We start from the raw sequence: 15,179 nt of genomic DNA, 5'->3' as shown, positions 1-15,179 counted from the left end.
TAACCGAGAAGGGGGTATCCGGATGAGTATAGTATACTGTGTTTATATACAGTATTGAGGTAGATCATGTGGGGCGCAGTCTTACCCGAGTATGCTGAGTTGTATTGCCTGACCAATTTCAGCTTTTTGCATGGCGCCTCGCATGCGCAGGAGCTGGTGGCGCGCGCCGTCCAGCTGGGCTACCACGCGCTGGCCATCACGGACGAGTGCTCGCTGGCCGGTGTCGTGCGCGCCCATGCGGTGGCCAAGCGGGCCGGTTTTCCCCTGATCATCGGCGCGCATTTTCATTTGACGCAGGCCGACGGCAGCGCGGGACCTTCCCTGCTGGCGCTGGTGCGGGACTCCGAAGGCTATGGCAACCTGTCGGAACTGATCACCATGGCGCGCACGCGGGCGGCCAAGGGGCGCTATCTGCTGACGCCGGACGATTTGGCCGCGCCTGCGGCGGAGTTTGCCCATTTGCGGGGCTTGCCCGGCTGCCTGATGATCTTGCTGCCCGGCTATCCGGCCCAGCCCGGGACGCTGCGCGCGCAGGGCGCGTGGATGGCGTCCACCTTTGGCAGCGAGCGCAGCTGGATCGGCCTGAACCTGCTGCAGCGGGCGCAGGATGACGCCCACCGCAGCGTCGTGCAGGAGGCGGCGCAGGCAATCGGCTTGCCCGTGGTGGCCGTGGGCCACGTATGCATGCACGTGCGCTCGCGCAAGCCCCTGCTCGATACCCTGTGCGCCATCCGCGTGGGCAAACCCGTGGGCGAGTGCGGCTATGCGCTGGCGCAAAACGCGGAGCAGCATCTGCGCGCCCGTTTGCGTCTGGCCAATGTGTATCCGCCGCAAGTACTGGCGGAAACCGTGCGCATCGCGGGTCAGTGCACGTTTTCGCTCGACAGCCTGCACTATGACTATCCTGACGAGCTGGTGCCGCACGGTCACACGCCGGCGACGTATCTGCGCGAGGAAACGTATGCGGGCGCGCGCCTCCGCTTTCCGCTGGGCATCCCGGCCAACGTGCAGGAGCAGATCGAGCAGGAGCTGGAGCTGATCCGGGATCTTTCCTACGAAGCGTATTTTTTGACCGTCTACGATATCGTGCGTTTTGCACGGTCGCAAAACATCCTGTGCCAGGGCCGCGGATCGGCCGCCAATTCAGCCGTCTGCTATTGCCTGCACATCACGGAAGTGGACCCCGCGCGCGGCAATTGCCTGGTCGGGCGCTTCATGTCGCGCGAGCGCAACGAGCCGCCCGACATCGACGTCGATTTCGAGCACCAGCGGCGCGAAGAGGTCATCCAATATATCTACGGCAAATATGGGCGCGAACGGGCTGCGCTGGCCGCCGTGGTGATCAGTTACCGGCCGAAGAGCGCCTTGCGCGACAGCGGCCGGGCGCTGGGCGTGGACCTGGCCATCGTGGAAAAAGTGGCCAAGGCGCACCGCTGGTTCGACGGCAAGCACGATCTGTTGAACCGCCTGGCCGAATGCGGGCTGGACCCGGAAGCGGAACTGTCGCAGCAGTGGGCCAGCCTGGCGCAGCAGCTGCTGGGCTTTCCCCGCCACCTGTCGCAGCATCCGGGCGGCTTCGTCATCGCCCAGGGAAAATTGTCGCGCCTGGTGCCCATCGAAAACGCCAGCATGGCCGGGCGCAGCGTCATCGAGTGGGACAAGGATGACCTGGAAGAGCTGGGCTTGATGAAGGTGGACGTGCTGGCGCTGGGCATGCTGTCGGCCCTGCGCCGCGCCCTGGAGCTGGTCGGCGCGCGGCGCGGCGAAGAGTTCCGTATGCAGGACATTCCCCGCGAAGACCCCGCCACCTACGACATGATGTGCGAGGCCGACACCATCGGCGTGTTCCAGATCGAGTCGCGCGCGCAGATGAGCATGCTGCCCCGGCTGCGCCCGCGCCAATTCTACGACCTCGTCATCGAGGTGGCGCTCGTGCGTCCCGGTCCCATCCAGGGCGGCATGGTGCATCCGTATCTGCAGCGGCGCCAGCAGAAAGAACCGGTCGAGTATCCGAAGGGCCTGGACAAGGCGCTGGGACGCACCCTCGGTATTCCCATCTTCCAGGAACAGGTGATGCAGGTGGCCATCATCGCCGCCGATTTCACGCCCGGCGAGGCCGATGAGCTGCGGCGCGCCATGGCGGCCTGGAAACGCAAGGGCGGCATGAACAATTACAAGGAACGCATCGTCGAAACGATGGTCAAAAATGAGTATGACCGGGAGTTCGCAGAGGCCATCTTCAGCCAGATCGAGGGCTTCGGCGAATACGGCTTTCCCGAGTCGCACGCGGCCAGTTTCGCCCTGTTGACCTACGCCAGTTCCTGGCTGAAATGCCACGAACCGGCCGCCTTTTTGTGCGCCTTGCTCAATAGCCAGCCCATGGGTTTTTACAGCCCCTCGCAATTGGTGCAGGATGCGCGCCGGCATGGCGTGCCCGTGCTGCCCGTCGACGTGGCCGTCAGCGGCTGGGAGGCGGCGCTGGAAGCGCCGGCAGGGCAGGGCGGGCAGCGTGATGCACCGGCCGTGCGCCTGGGCTTGAACAGCCTGTTCGGCATGCGCGCGGAGGCGGCCCGGCGCATCGAGGATGCGCGCGCCATCGCCGCCTTCGCCGACGTGGCCGACCTGGCCCGGCGTGGCGGCCTGGATCGCCATGACTTGCAGGTGCTGGCCGCCGGCAACGCCCTGCACGCGCTGGCCGGCCACCGGCGCGCGGCGCTGTGGCAGGCGGCCGGCGCCGTGCCCGACAGGGATTTATTGCGTGCCACTACGCCGGAGGAAGACGCGCCCATGCTGGCCGCCCCCTCGGAAGGCGAGAGCATCGTCAGCGACTACCGTAGCCAAGGGCTGACCCTGGGGCGCCACCCGCTGGCGCTGCTGCGCAAACAGTTGCTGGCGCAGCGCTTCCTGCCCGCTTCCACGCTGAGCTGTTATACCAACGGGCAGGTGGCGCGCGCCTGCGGCATCGTCACCGTGCGCCAGCGCCCGGGCACGGCCAAGGGCGTCGTCTTCATGACCCTGGAAGACGAGACGGGCACGGTCAACGTCATCGTCTGGCCCGATCTCGTGGCAAGCCAGCGGCGTGAAGTGCTGAGCGCGCCGCTGCTGGGCGTGTACGGCGTGTGGCAGCAGGAAGGCATCGTGCGCAACCTGGTGGCCAGGCGCCTGGTCGACATGTCGCACCTGCTGGGGCGCCTGCGCACGAGCAGCCGCGATTTTTGTTGAGGCTTGTCAATATCGTCCGGACGGTGGCATGATTGTCATATGACTACCTTGCCCGAACCGATACTGCGTCCCGCTCTGGTCGCCGACGCGCCCGCCATCGTCGCCCTGATCGACGACCTGATGCCCTTTCTGACCTTGCACCCCGATGGCGCGGGAGCGGAAAAATTCATCGAGAACTGCCGCCAGCCCGCCATCGAAAACTATCTGTCGCTGCCGAACTACCACTACCAGCTGGCGCATATCGACGGCGCACTGGCGGGCGTGGTGGCCATGCGCGACAACACGCATTTGTTCCACATGTTCGTGCCGCGCGCCCTGCACCGGCGCGGCATGGCGCGCCGCCTGTGGCAGGCGGCCCGCGACGCATCGCTGGCCAGGGGCGAGGTGACGGCGTTTACCGTCAATTCCTCGGCGTATGCCTTGCCCCTGTACGAAAGCCTGGGCTTTGTTGCCACGGGACCGAAGGTGGAGACGGGCGGCATCGCCTTCGTGCCGATGCGCATGGCATTGTCCAAATAAGCCTACGGCAAGGACGGGGAGGCTGCCCCGGCCTGTGCCGTGGGGCTGATTACCACCGCACGATCTTGCCTGGATTCATGATGTTCTTCGGGTCCAGCGCGTGCTTGACGGCGCGCATGGTGTCGATGGCGCCTTCGCCATGTTCTTCCACGAGGAAGGCCATCTTGTGCATGCCCACGCCATGCTCGCCCGTGCACGTGCCATCCATGCCGATGGCGCGCGTGACCATGTCGCTGTTGACCTTTTCCGCGCGGGCGATGTCGGCCGGGTCGTCCGGATCGACCAGCATCTGCACGTGGAAATTGCCGTCGCCCACATGGCCGATGATGGCGTAGACGAGGCCCTGCGCCTTGCAGTCGGCCTGGGTGGCGAGGATGCATTCGGCCAGGCGGGATATGGGCACGCAGCAATCGGTGGAAATGGCGCGGCTGCCGGGGCGCATCTGCAGCAGGGCGAAATAGGCGTTGTGGCGCGCGGCCCACAGGCGCGAGCGCTCCTCGGGGCGGCTGGCCCATGCGAAATCGCTGGCGCCATGCTCCGCCGTGATGGCTTGCACCAGCTGCGCCTGCTCGGCCACGCCGGCCGGCGTGCCGTGGAACTCGAACAGCAGCAAGGGCTGCTCGGGCAGCGCCATCTTGTCGTAGGCATTGATGGCTTTTACGCCGTTCTCGTCGAGAAACTCGACCCGCGCCACAGGAATACCCATCTGGATGGTCTGGATCACGGCATTGACGGCTTCGCCCGTGCCCGGAAACGAACACACGGCGGCCGAGATGGCTTCGGGCAGCGGATACAGTTTCACCGTCACTTCCGTGATGATGCCCAGCGTGCCTTCGCTGCCGACGAACAAACGCGTCAGGTCGTAACCGGCCGAGGATTTTTTCGCCCTGGTCCCCGTCCTGATGATGCGGCCATCGGCCGTCACCACCGTCAGGGCCAGCACGTTGTCGCGCATGGTGCCGTAGCGCACGGCGTTCGTGCCCGAGGCGCGCGTGGCCGCCATGCCGCCCAGCGACGCATTGGCGCCCGGGTCGATGGGGAAGAACAGGCCCGTGTCGCGGATTTCCTCGTTCAGCTGCTTGCGCGTCACGCCCGCCTGCACGGTGGCCGTCAAGTCTTCATCATGCACGGCTACCATGTGATTCATTTGCGACAGGTCTATCGTCACCCCGCCATGCAGGGCCAGCACGTGGCCTTCGAGCGAAGTGCCGCTGCCGTAGGCGATGACGGGCACGTCGTGCGCGCTGCACAGCTTGACGGCGGCCGCCACTTCCTCGGTGGAATGGGCGAAGATGACGGCATCGGGCAGCATGGGAGGATAGCTCGACTCGTCGCGGCCATGGTGGTCGCGCATGGCTTGCGTCATGGAAAAGCGGTCGGCAAAGATCAGGGAAAGTACGGCAGCCAGGGATACGGGCAGCGGTTTTTTCAGCACCGCCAACTAGTCAGTTTGATTCACGCAAGTCCTCCGTTTTTTTTTATTCTACTCCGCGCCCGGCGATTGCGCCGGGGCCGCCACCGTTGATTTTTACCGGTGGCAAAAAAATTACCTGGACAGGCGTACTTTGATTGTAAATGAGAATCATTTCTATTAAAATGCCCGCCAGTAGTTATTTTGCAATGTGTCATCTGACCCGCAACGTTGACCCGAAAGGCCCCGTCATGAACTTCCCCCTGTCCCTTGCCACCGTCCTGCCCGCCTGCGTGCTGGCCCTGAGCGCTTGCAGCAGCGTCGCGCCGGCAGGCGGCGCCGCCACGATGGCCACTGCCGCCGCGCAAGACGTGCGCCAGCTGGGCGAGATCGTCGACCTGCGCAGCGGCCAGCGCGTCAGCGCCGAGCAATTGCTGGCCCGGCTGGCCGCCGCGCCCCGTGTCATCATCGGCGAGCAGCATGACCAGCTCAGCCATCACCAGATCGAGCAGTGGCTGCTGCAGCAACTGCAGGGCCAGCGCCCGCAAGGCAGCGTGCTGCTGGAAATGCTGAATCCTGACCAGCAAGCCAAGGTGGACAAGGTCAAGCCATGGCTGCAGACGGCCCCTGTCGTGCGTCCCGAACACGTGGCCGAGCTGCTGGCCTGGCAGCCGAACTGGAAGTGGGAGCAATATGGCGACCTCGTGATGACCGTGATGCGCGCGCCGTATCCCGTCTGGTCGGCCAATCTGGACCGCAGCGAGATCAAGCAACTGTTTGTCGACCAGCCTGCCGTGCAGGGCAAGCACTCGAACCTGGCCAACGATGGCAAGGTGCATGACAAATTGAAAGACATCATACGCGTCATGCACGACAACCAGATCGACGCGCCGCGCCTGGCCGCCATGCTGTCGGTGCAGCAGCAGCGCGACCGCCGCATGGCCGAGCGCCTGCTGGCCGCGCCCGCGCCGGCCCTGCTGATCGCCGGCGCCTACCATGCGCACAAGGACCTGGGCGTGCCGCTGCACGTGCAGGACTTGACGGGCGGCCCCGCGCCGCTGGTGCTGGTCCTGGCGCAGCAGGGCGCCGCCGTGCAGGCGCCGCAGGCGGACTTCGTGTGGTTCACGCCGGTCGTGCCCGCAGTTGCCAGCGCCAGGTAAGGTCCGGTACCGCCGCGTGACGTCCGGTGCCGCGCCATGAGCAAGGGCGAGCGGCAAATGCTGAAATGCTGGAATTCGGTGCTGCCGCAGTCGGGCGGGAATGCGCCGATGCGTGCGGCGAGAAGGCGGAGGTGGGTGGCGGGGCTGGAGTACCGCTTCTGGTTTTCTGGCAAAGCTGCGACGCCTGACAGAACTGTAGCGAGCGGAGGTGATTTGTGGCCGAGACGCGCGACTGTGCTAGAGCACAGTGAGCATCGCCGGCCGCAAAGCGCGCCGCGCAGGAAGTTTTGTCAGGTGTGATCAGCGCGGCGTGGTGCCGTAGTAGCTGTGGATGGACGTCGCCCAAGCCTGGTCCGCCATGTTCGGCCAGTTATCCGTGTCGAAGCCGGGGGCGTTTTCAATGCGCTCCTTGTCGACGTTGAGGGTGAAGCGCTTGTTGACGGTGTCGAGCAGCAGCGCTTCCCAGGGCACGGCGAACAGCTTTTCGCCGATGGTGAAGACGCCGCCGTGCGACATGACGGCATAGGCGATCTTGCCGCTGCGCATGTCGATCATGATTTCCTTGATTTCGCCCAAGTGTTCATCCTTGGCGTTGTGCACATGGTCGCCGATCAGGGTGTCGGCACCCATCAGTTCAGGGCCGGGGCCTTTGTGGCCGCGGTTGACATACATGCCGTAGGCGTCGCGTTCTTCGTAGCTCATGATAGACCTCCTGTTGAAAAATCCCAGTCTGTGGCCAGGGCGCGGCAGGGTCTGTTCGCTCGCCCACACAAAGTATGGAATTGGAAATATTTCAATTATTGCTATCGGGTAATTTTGTTGTGCGTAGACAGCAGGAGGGGGAGGGATAGTCGGTATTTGGCGCAAATTTCCGCGCGCGGGGAGCGCCGAAGGCGGGCTTTAGTGTATAATTTCAATTTCCCGCACGTGCCGTTCGGCACCATCTGCAATGACCAAATTTGTCTTCGTCACTGGTGGCGTTGTGTCTTCCCTTGGTAAAGGGATTGCCGCCGCCTCCCTCGCCGCGATCCTCGAATCGCGCGGCCTTAAAGTCACCATGCTCAAGCTCGACCCGTATATCAACGTCGATCCTGGCACGATGAGCCCTATGCAACACGGTGAAGTCTTCGTCACCGACGACGGGGCCGAAACCGACCTCGACCTCGGTCACTACGAGCGCTTCATCTCCACCCGCATGAAAAAGGTGAATAACTTCACCACCGGCCAGATCTATGAATCGGTGATCCGCAAGGAACGCCGGGGCGAGTATCTGGGCAAGACCGTGCAGGTGATTCCGCATATCACCAATGAAATCCAGGATTACATCCGCCGTGGCGCCGAAGGCTACGACGTGGCCTTGTGCGAAATCGGCGGCACCGTCGGCGATATCGAATCGCTGCCCTTCCTGGAAGCGGCACGCCAGCTGAGCCTGCGCGCCGGCCGCAAGAACACGGCCTTCGTCCACCTGACCCTGGTGCCTTACATCGCCTCGGCCGGTGAACTGAAGACCAAGCCGACCCAGCACTCGGTGCAAAAGCTGCGCGAAATCGGCATCTTGCCCAACGCCCTGCTGTGCCGCGCCGACCGCGCCATCCCGGAAGACGAGCGCGCGAAAATCTCGCTGTTCTCGAACATCGAGGAAGACGCCGTCATTTCCGTATGGGACGTCGACACCATCTACAAAGTGCCGCAAATGCTGCACGACCAGGGCCTCGACAAGATCATCTGCGACGCGCTGGACCTCGATCCCGCGCCGGCCGACCTGTCGATCTGGAGCAAGCTGATCTACACGATGGAGCATCCGAAGGCGGAAGTGACCGTTGGCATGGTCGGCAAGTATGTCGAGCTGACGGAATCGTACAAGTCGCTGATCGAAGCGCTGCGCCACGCCGGCATCCACACGGAAAGCCGCGTCAACATCGAGTACATCGATTCGGAAGAAATCGAAACGACGGGCTGCGACGGCCTGGGCAAGTACGATGCCATCCTGGTCCCGGGCGGCTTCGGCAAGCGCGGCGTGGAAGGCAAGATCAAGGCGGCCCAGTTCGCCCGTGAAAACAAGATCCCTTACCTGGGCATCTGCCTGGGCATGCAGGTGGCCCTGATCGAATACGCGCGCAACAAGGCAGGCATGCCGAACGCGAATTCGACCGAGTTCGACCTTGATACGGATCAACCTGTCGTTGCACTGATCAATGAGTGGCAAAACCACGATGGTAAAGTCGAGTTGCGCGATGAAAACTCGGACCTGGGCGGTACCATGCGCCTGGGCGCGCAGACCTGCGCCGTCAATCCGGGCACCCTCGCCGCCGAGATCTACGGCAGCGTGGTGACCGAGCGTCACCGTCATCGCTACGAAGCCAATAATCACTACCTGGCCCGTGTCGAAGCGGCTGGCCTGATCGTCTCGGCCCGCACGCCGAGCGAAGATTTGTGCGAGATCATGGAATTGCCGCGCACGGGTGAAAATGCCCACCCATGGTATATGGGCGTGCAATACCATCCCGAGTTCAAGTCGACGCCACGCACCGGCCATCCGTTGTTTACCTCGTTCATCAAGGCAGCGCTGGCGCACAAGGAAGCCAACGCCGCTGCGCAATAACGCGGGTCGACAGCGACAGCATTACCTGAAAGACAGCTCCCGGCCCGTCAGTCTGCGCCGGGAGTTTCTTTACCCACTTTGTGCAATTGCGCATCAGAACGCAGTGTGCAGCCCTGTTACGCTTAACTTTGGAGAATGACATGAGTGCTATTGTTGATATTATCGGTCGCGAGATCCTGGACTCGCGCGGCAACCCGACCGTCGAATGCGACGTGTTGCTGGAATCGGGCGTGATGGGCCGTGCGGCCGTGCCGTCGGGCGCCTCGACCGGTTCGCGCGAAGCCGTGGAATTGCGCGATGGCGATGCCAAGCGCTACTTCGGCAAGGGCGTGCTGCAGGCATGCGAAAACATCAATACCGAAATCTCCGAAGCCATCATGGGCCTGGACGCCAATGAACAGGCTTTCCTGGACCGCACCCTGATCGACCTGGACGGCACGGAAAACAAATCGCGCCTGGGCGCCAACGCCATCCTGGCCGTCTCCATGGCCGTGGCCAAGGCTGCCGCCGAAGAAGCGGGCTTGCCGCTGTACCGCTATTTCGGCGGTTCGGGCGCCATGCAGATGCCAGTGCCGATGATGAACGTCATCAACGGCGGCGCGCACGCCGACAACAACCTGGACATCCAGGAATTCATGATCATTCCCGTGGGCGCGCCGTCGTTCAAGGAAGCCGTCCGCTACGGCGCGGAAGTATTCCACACGCTGAAAAAGATCCTGCACAAGAAGGGCCTGAACACCAACGTGGGCGACGAAGGCGGTTTCGCGCCATCCTTGGCCAACCATGAAGAAGCCATCAAGCTGATCATCCAGGCCATCGAAGAAGCGGGCTACGAGCCAGGCACGCAGATCGCCATCGGCCTCGATTGCGCCGCGTCCGAGTTCTACAAGAACGGCAAGTATGAAATGGAAGGCGAAGGCCTGAGCCTGACGGCCACCGAGTTCACCAACCTGCTGGCGACCTGGTGCGACAAGTACCCGATCATCTCGATCGAAGACGCGATGCACGAAGGCGACTGGGACGGCTGGGCGATCCTCACCCAGGAACTGGGCAAGAAAGTGCAACTGGTCGGCGACGACCTGTACGTCACCAACACCAAGATCCTGAAAGAAGGCATCGCAAAAGGCATCGCCAACTCGATCCTGATCAAGATCAACCAGATCGGTACCCTGACGGAAACCTTCGCCGCCATCGAAATGGCCAAGCGCGCCGGCTACACGGCCGTCATTTCGCACCGCTCGGGCGAAACGGAAGACTCGACCATCGCCGATATCGCCGTGGCTACCAACGCCCTGCAGATCAAGACGGGCTCGATGTCGCGTTCGGACCGCATGGCCAAGTACAACCAGCTGCTGCGCATCGAGGAAGACCTGGGCGACATCGCCAGCTATCCAGGCCGCGATGCGTTCTATAATCTGAAGTAAGCTGTTGTAAAACCCACTGGCCGGCCGGAGATGTTCCGGCCGGTTTTTTAACTGACTACTCCATGCGCCTGATTACGCTCGCCCTGGCAGCCCTGCTGCTGTTGATTCAATTTCCCCTCTGGCTGGGCAAAGGCGGCTGGCTGCGTGTTGCCGACATGGAAGCCCAGGTGGCGGTGGCCAACAAGAAGAATGTGGAATTGAAGGCGCGCAACGCCAAGCTCGAGTCCGAAGTGCGCGACCTGAAGGATGGCACGGGCGCCGTCGAGGAGCGTGCCCGCTATGAGCTGGGCATGGTCAAGCAGAATGAGATTTTCGTGCAGATCGTGCGCAAGGGCCAGACCCCGCCATTGCTGGAAACGCCGGTGGACGCTGCTGCGCCGCACTAAACAAAGCATTTCCCCTTGCCAGTCTGGACCGATTGCCAGGCTGACCTGTCATTCCCGGACGCGCGCCGCACGGCTGCGCTGCTGGCCAAGTCTGTTCCTTCTACTGCCGTATGACTGTTGCGTTGTACTGCGTGACTGCCTAGCGTTCGCCCTTGCCCGTCGTGATCAGGTAAAAGCGGATGGCGGTAACGGCGACGGCGACGACCACCAGGCCGGATTCGAGTAACATCATAGGATTTCCTTGTAAGTATAAAAATATTGCTGTTTATTTATTAAAAAACATCCAGGGCCAGGCGCCAGGCCGAAGACAGTACGCGAGTACGGCGAGGCGCAGGCAACGCCGCCCTGGGCGCTTTTTAACCGCGCGAAGCCAGGAAGCGCAGTTCCGAAGCCAGGTTCGGCATCAGGTGCTCGTAGCGTGCCGCTTCCGAGTTCAGCAGGGCGATATCGCGCTGGCTGGGGCGCACATAGCGCGCGTCGCTGTTGCCGGTGCTGCCGGCGATGACTTCCTTCTGTGCCAGGTCGCTGTACGGCTTGGAAGCGAGCAGGGCGCCCAGGAAGGCGCGCGTGGCGCGGCCCAGGTTGCTGAAATAGTTATCGTCGTTGTGGTAAGTGTTGGTAAAAGTGGACATATGCCCTCCATGTATGGTCTGTTGTTGCATTGCACAATAATGGAGTTGGCGATATATGTCTAATTCCAAATTCCAATTTCAGAAATTCAAGAAACGCATAATAAGGGCGTAGCTGCAGGCCACGCCCTGAAATTAAAGTTGTTACGAAATGTTTATCCTGCGGCGATGCGTCCCAGGCCCGGATCGTCGCTGAAAAAACCGTCCAGTCCCGTCTCGATGTAGCGGCGCATTTCCGCCACGGAACCGGCCTCGTTGCGCGCATTGTCCCCATTGCCATCGCGGAAGTCCGCCGCCAGGAAACGGTTTTCCGGGCGGAAGGTCCACGTGTGCAGCAGCAAGCCCGCCTGGTGCGCATCGTCGACGATGGAAGAGGGCGCGGCCAGGCGCTGGTCGGCGCCCAAGGGGATGACGCCCCGCGTGGGCGGCGCCACCACGTCCGCGTAGGCGGCGATGTCGCGCAGGCCGGCCGGCGTGGTCATCTGTCCAAACGTCAGCTTGCCGCCGGCCTTGACCACGTCCATCGGGCGCACATCGCCGCCCACCACCAGCTGCATCAGGCGCACGTTGGCGCGCCGTCCCAGCTTCTCGCGCAGGTATTTCAGGTTCGCCACTTCGAAGGACTGGATCTCGATGGGCGCGCGGCGCGTGTACTCGTGCGCCAGCATGGTCGACAGGAAACGGTCTTCCAGCGCCAGGCCCGCATCGCGGAAATACGTGGAGCTTTTCAGCTCCGGCACGAGGCCGATGACGCGGCCGCAGGCGGCTGATTGCGCTGCAACAAAATCGATGATTTCTTCCCACGTGGGGATCTGGAATTGTCCATCGTACAAGGTGTTGCCGGTACGCACTTTCGGCAGCCGTTCGATGGCGCGCAGGGTCTTCAGTTCCGCCAGGGTGAAATCGTCGACGAACCAGCCTTCGTGCCATTCGCCGTCGACCATCTTCCTGCCGCGCCGGCTGGCGAACTCGGGACGACGGGCCACGTCGGTGGTGTCGACCAGGTTGCTTTCATGGCGCGCCACGAGAATGCCGTCGCGCGTGGCGACCAGGTCCGGTTCCACGTAGTCGGCGCCGTCCAGTATCGCCTTGGCGTAGGACGCCAAGGTATGCTCGGGGCGCAGGGCGCTGGCGCCCCGGTGGGCGAAGACGAGCGGGCGCGAAGGGGGCGTGGCCAGCAGGCCGGCGGCAAAGCCGGGCGCGGCGGCCAGGGCCAGGCCGCCCACGGCCGCCTGGACGAAGCTGCGGCGCGAGAAGTGCCGTTGCGGCAGCACAGGGGCGAGATGCGGCGCGCGCATCAGAAGTCCGCCGTCAGGGTCAGGAAGCCCTGGCGCGGGGCGATCGGGAAGGTATTGTACGTCTTGTCGGCCGCGCCCACGACCACGTTCAGGGCGCCTTCGCGGTTGGCCAGGTTGCTGACGTTGAGTCTCCAGCGCGGGTTCTTCAGCCAGCTGGCCATGGCCGGCAGCTTGCCCGACACGCCCAGGCCCATGAGGAAATAGCTGGGCACGGACAGGTCGTTGGTGTACGTCGCGTAGCGCTTGCCCACATAGTCTCCGATCAGCTGGAATTCCACATCGCCAAAAGTTGCCGAGGCCACGAACTTGTTCAGCCATTCCGGCGAACCGGGCACGTTCTTGCCCGCCGTCAATACCAACGCGGCGCCGTTGCTGTAATTGTCCGCGTACTGCGAGCGGTTGTACGACAAGGCATTGTAGAACGAGAAGTTATTGCCGAAGTGCACGGTACCGGCGATGTCGATGCCGTCCGTGCGCACGCTGCCCACGTTGGCCAGCACGGGGTTGCCGCCAATGATGGAGGAAATCACGGGCGTCGGGCTGATCTGCAGCAAGCGGTTGCTGAAATCGACGTGGTAGACGTTGACCTGGCCATCGATGGCCGTGATGGCGCCCAGGCTCAAGGGATGGCTGCCGCGCACGCCCGCTTCATAGGTGAGCGCCGTTTCCGGCTTGGCGTCGCGCTTGAACAAATCAAACGCGGCCTGGCTCGACAGGCTCCACGGCGAGGCGCCGCCGCCGCCGTAGGTGACGAACTGGCGCATGTTCTTCTGGATGTTGAAGTACAGCTGGTCCTGTGGCGTAACATCCCAGCGCGCGCCCACTTGCGGCAAGAACCATTTTTTCGTGTTGATGGTGCCGACCGGCAAGGCCGTCGAACCGCCCGCGATGGCGCCCAGGGCCGGCTGCACGGGGAATTGGCCGTCGGCAAACTGCAGGCTGGACTTGAAACCGGCCTGCAGGGCGATATCGGGACGGATGCGCCACTCGTCCTGCAGGTGCAGCTGCACCACCTTGTTGTCGATCTCGCTGCCATACTGCGTGATCAGAGGATTGCTGGGGCGGTCATACGGCGACGTGGGGTTGTTCACGTCCAGCGCATACCAGCGGCGGTAGGCGGACGAGCGGTTCTGTTCCAGCCACAGGCCCGCTTCCAGTTGGTGCTCGCCGAACTCCTTGCGCAAGGTGGAAAGGAGGCCGCCGCGCTTGATGTCGTATTCCGTCGTGCGCACGGCGTAGCCGGAATTGCCGAACACCTGTTTCAGGTTCTGTTTCGGGTAGTACACGCTGAACAGGCCCGGCAAGCCGGCCACGCCGATGGGGCCGGCCACCACGCCCGCGCCGTCATCCTTGTGGTAATACACCTGGTTGGACCACGTCGCGCCTTCGCCCAGGTTGGCGTCGAACTTGGCGTAGGCCAGGTAATCCGTGCGCTGCGCATCGCTGTAGTAATTGCGGTAATTGTTGCCATCCGCGGCGGGCGTGGCGCCCGTCGGCGACAGGTAGTTCAGGGCCGCCTTGAAGTCCGGGTACAGGAAGGGGCGCGTGTACGGCGCGCTCGTTTCGCCCGCCACATGCACGGTGCTGTCTTCGTTCGGCTCGATCTTGTCCGAGTAATTGAAGAACAGGGTCAGCTTGCCCGCCTCGCTGCGGTTGACGTACTTGGCGTTGAACTGGTCGCCGCCCTGGCGCGCATCGAAGTCCCAGGCGCGCGCTTCGTGGTGCAGGATGGAAACATAGGCGCTGCTGCCATCGCCGAAGGCGCCCGTGTCGTAGCGTGCAAACGTGCGCGAGGTGCGGTGGCTGCCCACCGTTTGCTGCACGCTGGCGCCCTGCGTGGCCAGCGGGTCGCTGGAATAGGTTTCGATGGTGCCGCCCAGGTTGCTCGTCGAGGCCGTCGCCAGGTCGCCCGCGCCCGAGGACAGCACGACGCTGCGCACGTTTTCGCTGATGACGGCGCGCTGCGGCGACAGGCCGTTGTAGTTGCCGTACTGCTGGTCGCCCAGCGGCACGCCATCCATGGTGTAGCCGAGTTGCTGGCCGGAAAAACCGTGCACGAACAGCGACAGGTTCTGCTCATTGTTGCCCCATGGGTCGGCCGTCTGGAAGCTGACGCCGGGCAAGGTTTGCAGGGCTTTCAGGGGATTCGTGCCGGGCAGGATTTTCTGGATTTCATTCTTGCTCAGCGCGACGGAAGAACGCGTCTTGCGCGAGGAAATCTCCACGGTGACCATGGGTGCATTGTCGTCGGCGGCAGGAGCGGGCGCGGCCATGTCGGTGGCGGCGGACGCCACGGCGGCGGCCACGGCCGTTTGCGCCAGCGCGGGCAGCGACAGGCCCGCGGCGCAGGCGCCCAGCAGCACGTGGAAGGAATGGCGGCGCAGGGCCAGCGTCAAGTGGGGTGTCATCATCAGCCTGTGGAAAGTGGGAAGTAATACAAGCTGCGCAGCGTAACGGCGCGCCGTGACGGGCTGATGACGAACTGATGACGGAACGATGACAGTGGAAACAATTGCGCCGCCTCAGGG

Annotated in this window: 11 protein-coding genes; 6 read left to right on the top strand and 5 right to left on the bottom strand. The window is 63.4% G+C overall.

Annotated features, from left to right (window positions below; all coding sequences use genetic code 11):
- Positions 1-66 precede the first annotated feature (66 nt).
- Positions 67-3,222: an error-prone DNA polymerase gene (locus AC07VL_RS16045; protein ID WP_494806739.1), complete on the top strand. Its 3,156-nt coding sequence runs from the start codon at positions 67-69 to the stop codon at positions 3,220-3,222.
- A 39-nt stretch (positions 3,223-3,261) separates the two neighbouring features.
- Positions 3,262-3,741 (top strand): GNAT family N-acetyltransferase, encoded by a 480-nt coding sequence (locus AC07VL_RS16040; protein WP_494806738.1) that lies wholly within the window; start codon positions 3,262-3,264, stop codon positions 3,739-3,741.
- A 49-nt stretch (positions 3,742-3,790) separates the two neighbouring features.
- On the opposite strand, the gene AC07VL_RS16035 is transcribed toward AC07VL_RS16040, so the two are convergent.
- Positions 3,791-5,107: an FAD-binding oxidoreductase gene (locus tag AC07VL_RS16035; protein WP_494806840.1), complete on the bottom strand. Its 1,317-nt coding sequence runs from the start codon at positions 5,105-5,107 to the stop codon at positions 3,791-3,793.
- Between the two features lie 254 nt (positions 5,108-5,361).
- Here AC07VL_RS16035 and AC07VL_RS16030 point away from each other — a divergent pair, with 254 nt between their 5' ends.
- Positions 5,362-6,312 carry a ChaN family lipoprotein gene (locus AC07VL_RS16030; RefSeq protein WP_494806737.1) on the top strand — a complete coding sequence of 317 codons (951 nt, stop codon included), beginning with the start codon at positions 5,362-5,364 and terminating at the stop codon, positions 6,310-6,312.
- Between the two features lie 300 nt (positions 6,313-6,612).
- Here the strand turns inward: AC07VL_RS16030 and AC07VL_RS16025 are convergent, their stop codons facing one another.
- Positions 6,613-7,014 (bottom strand): PRC-barrel domain-containing protein, encoded by a 402-nt coding sequence (locus AC07VL_RS16025; RefSeq protein ID WP_086136183.1) that lies wholly within the window; start codon positions 7,012-7,014, stop codon positions 6,613-6,615.
- Between the two features lie 247 nt (positions 7,015-7,261).
- On the opposite strand from AC07VL_RS16025, the gene pyrG reads away from it, so the two are divergent.
- The 3 genes from pyrG (at position 7,262) to ftsB (ending at position 10,724) form a co-directional block, all read left to right on the top strand.
- Entirely contained in the window at positions 7,262-8,914 is a 1,653-nt protein-coding gene (pyrG, locus tag AC07VL_RS16020) for a CTP synthase (protein WP_494806736.1), read from the top strand.
- Between the two features lie 140 nt (positions 8,915-9,054).
- Positions 9,055-10,338 carry a phosphopyruvate hydratase gene (eno, locus tag AC07VL_RS16015; protein WP_099375039.1) on the top strand — a complete coding sequence of 428 codons (1,284 nt, stop codon included), beginning with the start codon at positions 9,055-9,057 and terminating at the stop codon, positions 10,336-10,338.
- A 62-nt stretch (positions 10,339-10,400) separates the two neighbouring features.
- On the top strand, positions 10,401-10,724 hold the full coding sequence (gene ftsB / locus AC07VL_RS16010) for a cell division protein FtsB (protein ID WP_010400534.1): 324 nt from the start codon (positions 10,401-10,403) through the stop codon (positions 10,722-10,724).
- Positions 10,725-11,080: 356 nt separating this feature from the next.
- On the opposite strand, the gene AC07VL_RS16005 is transcribed toward ftsB, so the two are convergent.
- The 3 genes from AC07VL_RS16005 to AC07VL_RS15995 form a co-directional block, all read right to left on the bottom strand.
- Positions 11,081-11,356 (bottom strand): hypothetical protein, encoded by a 276-nt coding sequence (locus AC07VL_RS16005; RefSeq protein WP_494806735.1) that lies wholly within the window; start codon positions 11,354-11,356, stop codon positions 11,081-11,083.
- Between the two features lie 152 nt (positions 11,357-11,508).
- Positions 11,509-12,651, bottom strand: a complete 1,143-nt coding sequence (locus AC07VL_RS16000) for a glycerophosphodiester phosphodiesterase (protein ID WP_494806734.1) — start codon at positions 12,649-12,651, stop codon at positions 11,509-11,511.
- On the bottom strand, positions 12,651-15,062 hold the full coding sequence (locus AC07VL_RS15995; protein ID WP_494806733.1) for a TonB-dependent receptor: 2,412 nt from the start codon (positions 15,060-15,062) through the stop codon (positions 12,651-12,653). The genes AC07VL_RS16000 and AC07VL_RS15995 overlap by 1 nt, the downstream gene beginning before the upstream one ends.
- Positions 15,063-15,179 lie beyond the last annotated feature (117 nt).

The sequence above is a fragment of the Janthinobacterium sp. GW821-FHT03C08 genome (genome assembly GCF_059420905.1).
Note: the sequence above shows the minus strand (reverse complement) of the source record. Positions and strands in the feature narration are given on the sequence as shown.

Bases quoted from the DNA above. Each gene is read 5' to 3' on its own strand.
- AC07VL_RS16045 (WP_494806739.1), top strand. From the start codon at position 67: ATGTGGGGCGCAGTCTTACCCGAGTATGCTGAGTTGTATTGCCTGACC.
- AC07VL_RS16040 (WP_494806738.1), top strand. From the start codon at position 3,262: ATGACTACCTTGCCCGAACCGATACTGCGTCCCGCTCTGGTCGCCGAC.
- AC07VL_RS16035 (WP_494806840.1), bottom strand. From the start codon at position 5,107: ATGACGCAAGCCATGCGCGACCACCATGGCCGCGACGAGTCGAGCTAT.
- AC07VL_RS16030 (WP_494806737.1), top strand. From the start codon at position 5,362: ATGTGTCATCTGACCCGCAACGTTGACCCGAAAGGCCCCGTCATGAAC.
- AC07VL_RS16025 (WP_086136183.1), bottom strand. From the start codon at position 7,014: ATGAGCTACGAAGAACGCGACGCCTACGGCATGTATGTCAACCGCGGC.
- pyrG (WP_494806736.1), top strand. From the start codon at position 7,262: ATGACCAAATTTGTCTTCGTCACTGGTGGCGTTGTGTCTTCCCTTGGT.
- eno (WP_099375039.1), top strand. From the start codon at position 9,055: ATGAGTGCTATTGTTGATATTATCGGTCGCGAGATCCTGGACTCGCGC.
- ftsB (WP_010400534.1), top strand. From the start codon at position 10,401: ATGCGCCTGATTACGCTCGCCCTGGCAGCCCTGCTGCTGTTGATTCAA.
- AC07VL_RS16005 (WP_494806735.1), bottom strand. From the start codon at position 11,356: ATGTCCACTTTTACCAACACTTACCACAACGACGATAACTATTTCAGC.
- AC07VL_RS16000 (WP_494806734.1), bottom strand. From the start codon at position 12,651: ATGCGCGCGCCGCATCTCGCCCCTGTGCTGCCGCAACGGCACTTCTCG.
- AC07VL_RS15995 (WP_494806733.1), bottom strand. From the start codon at position 15,062: ATGATGACACCCCACTTGACGCTGGCCCTGCGCCGCCATTCCTTCCAC.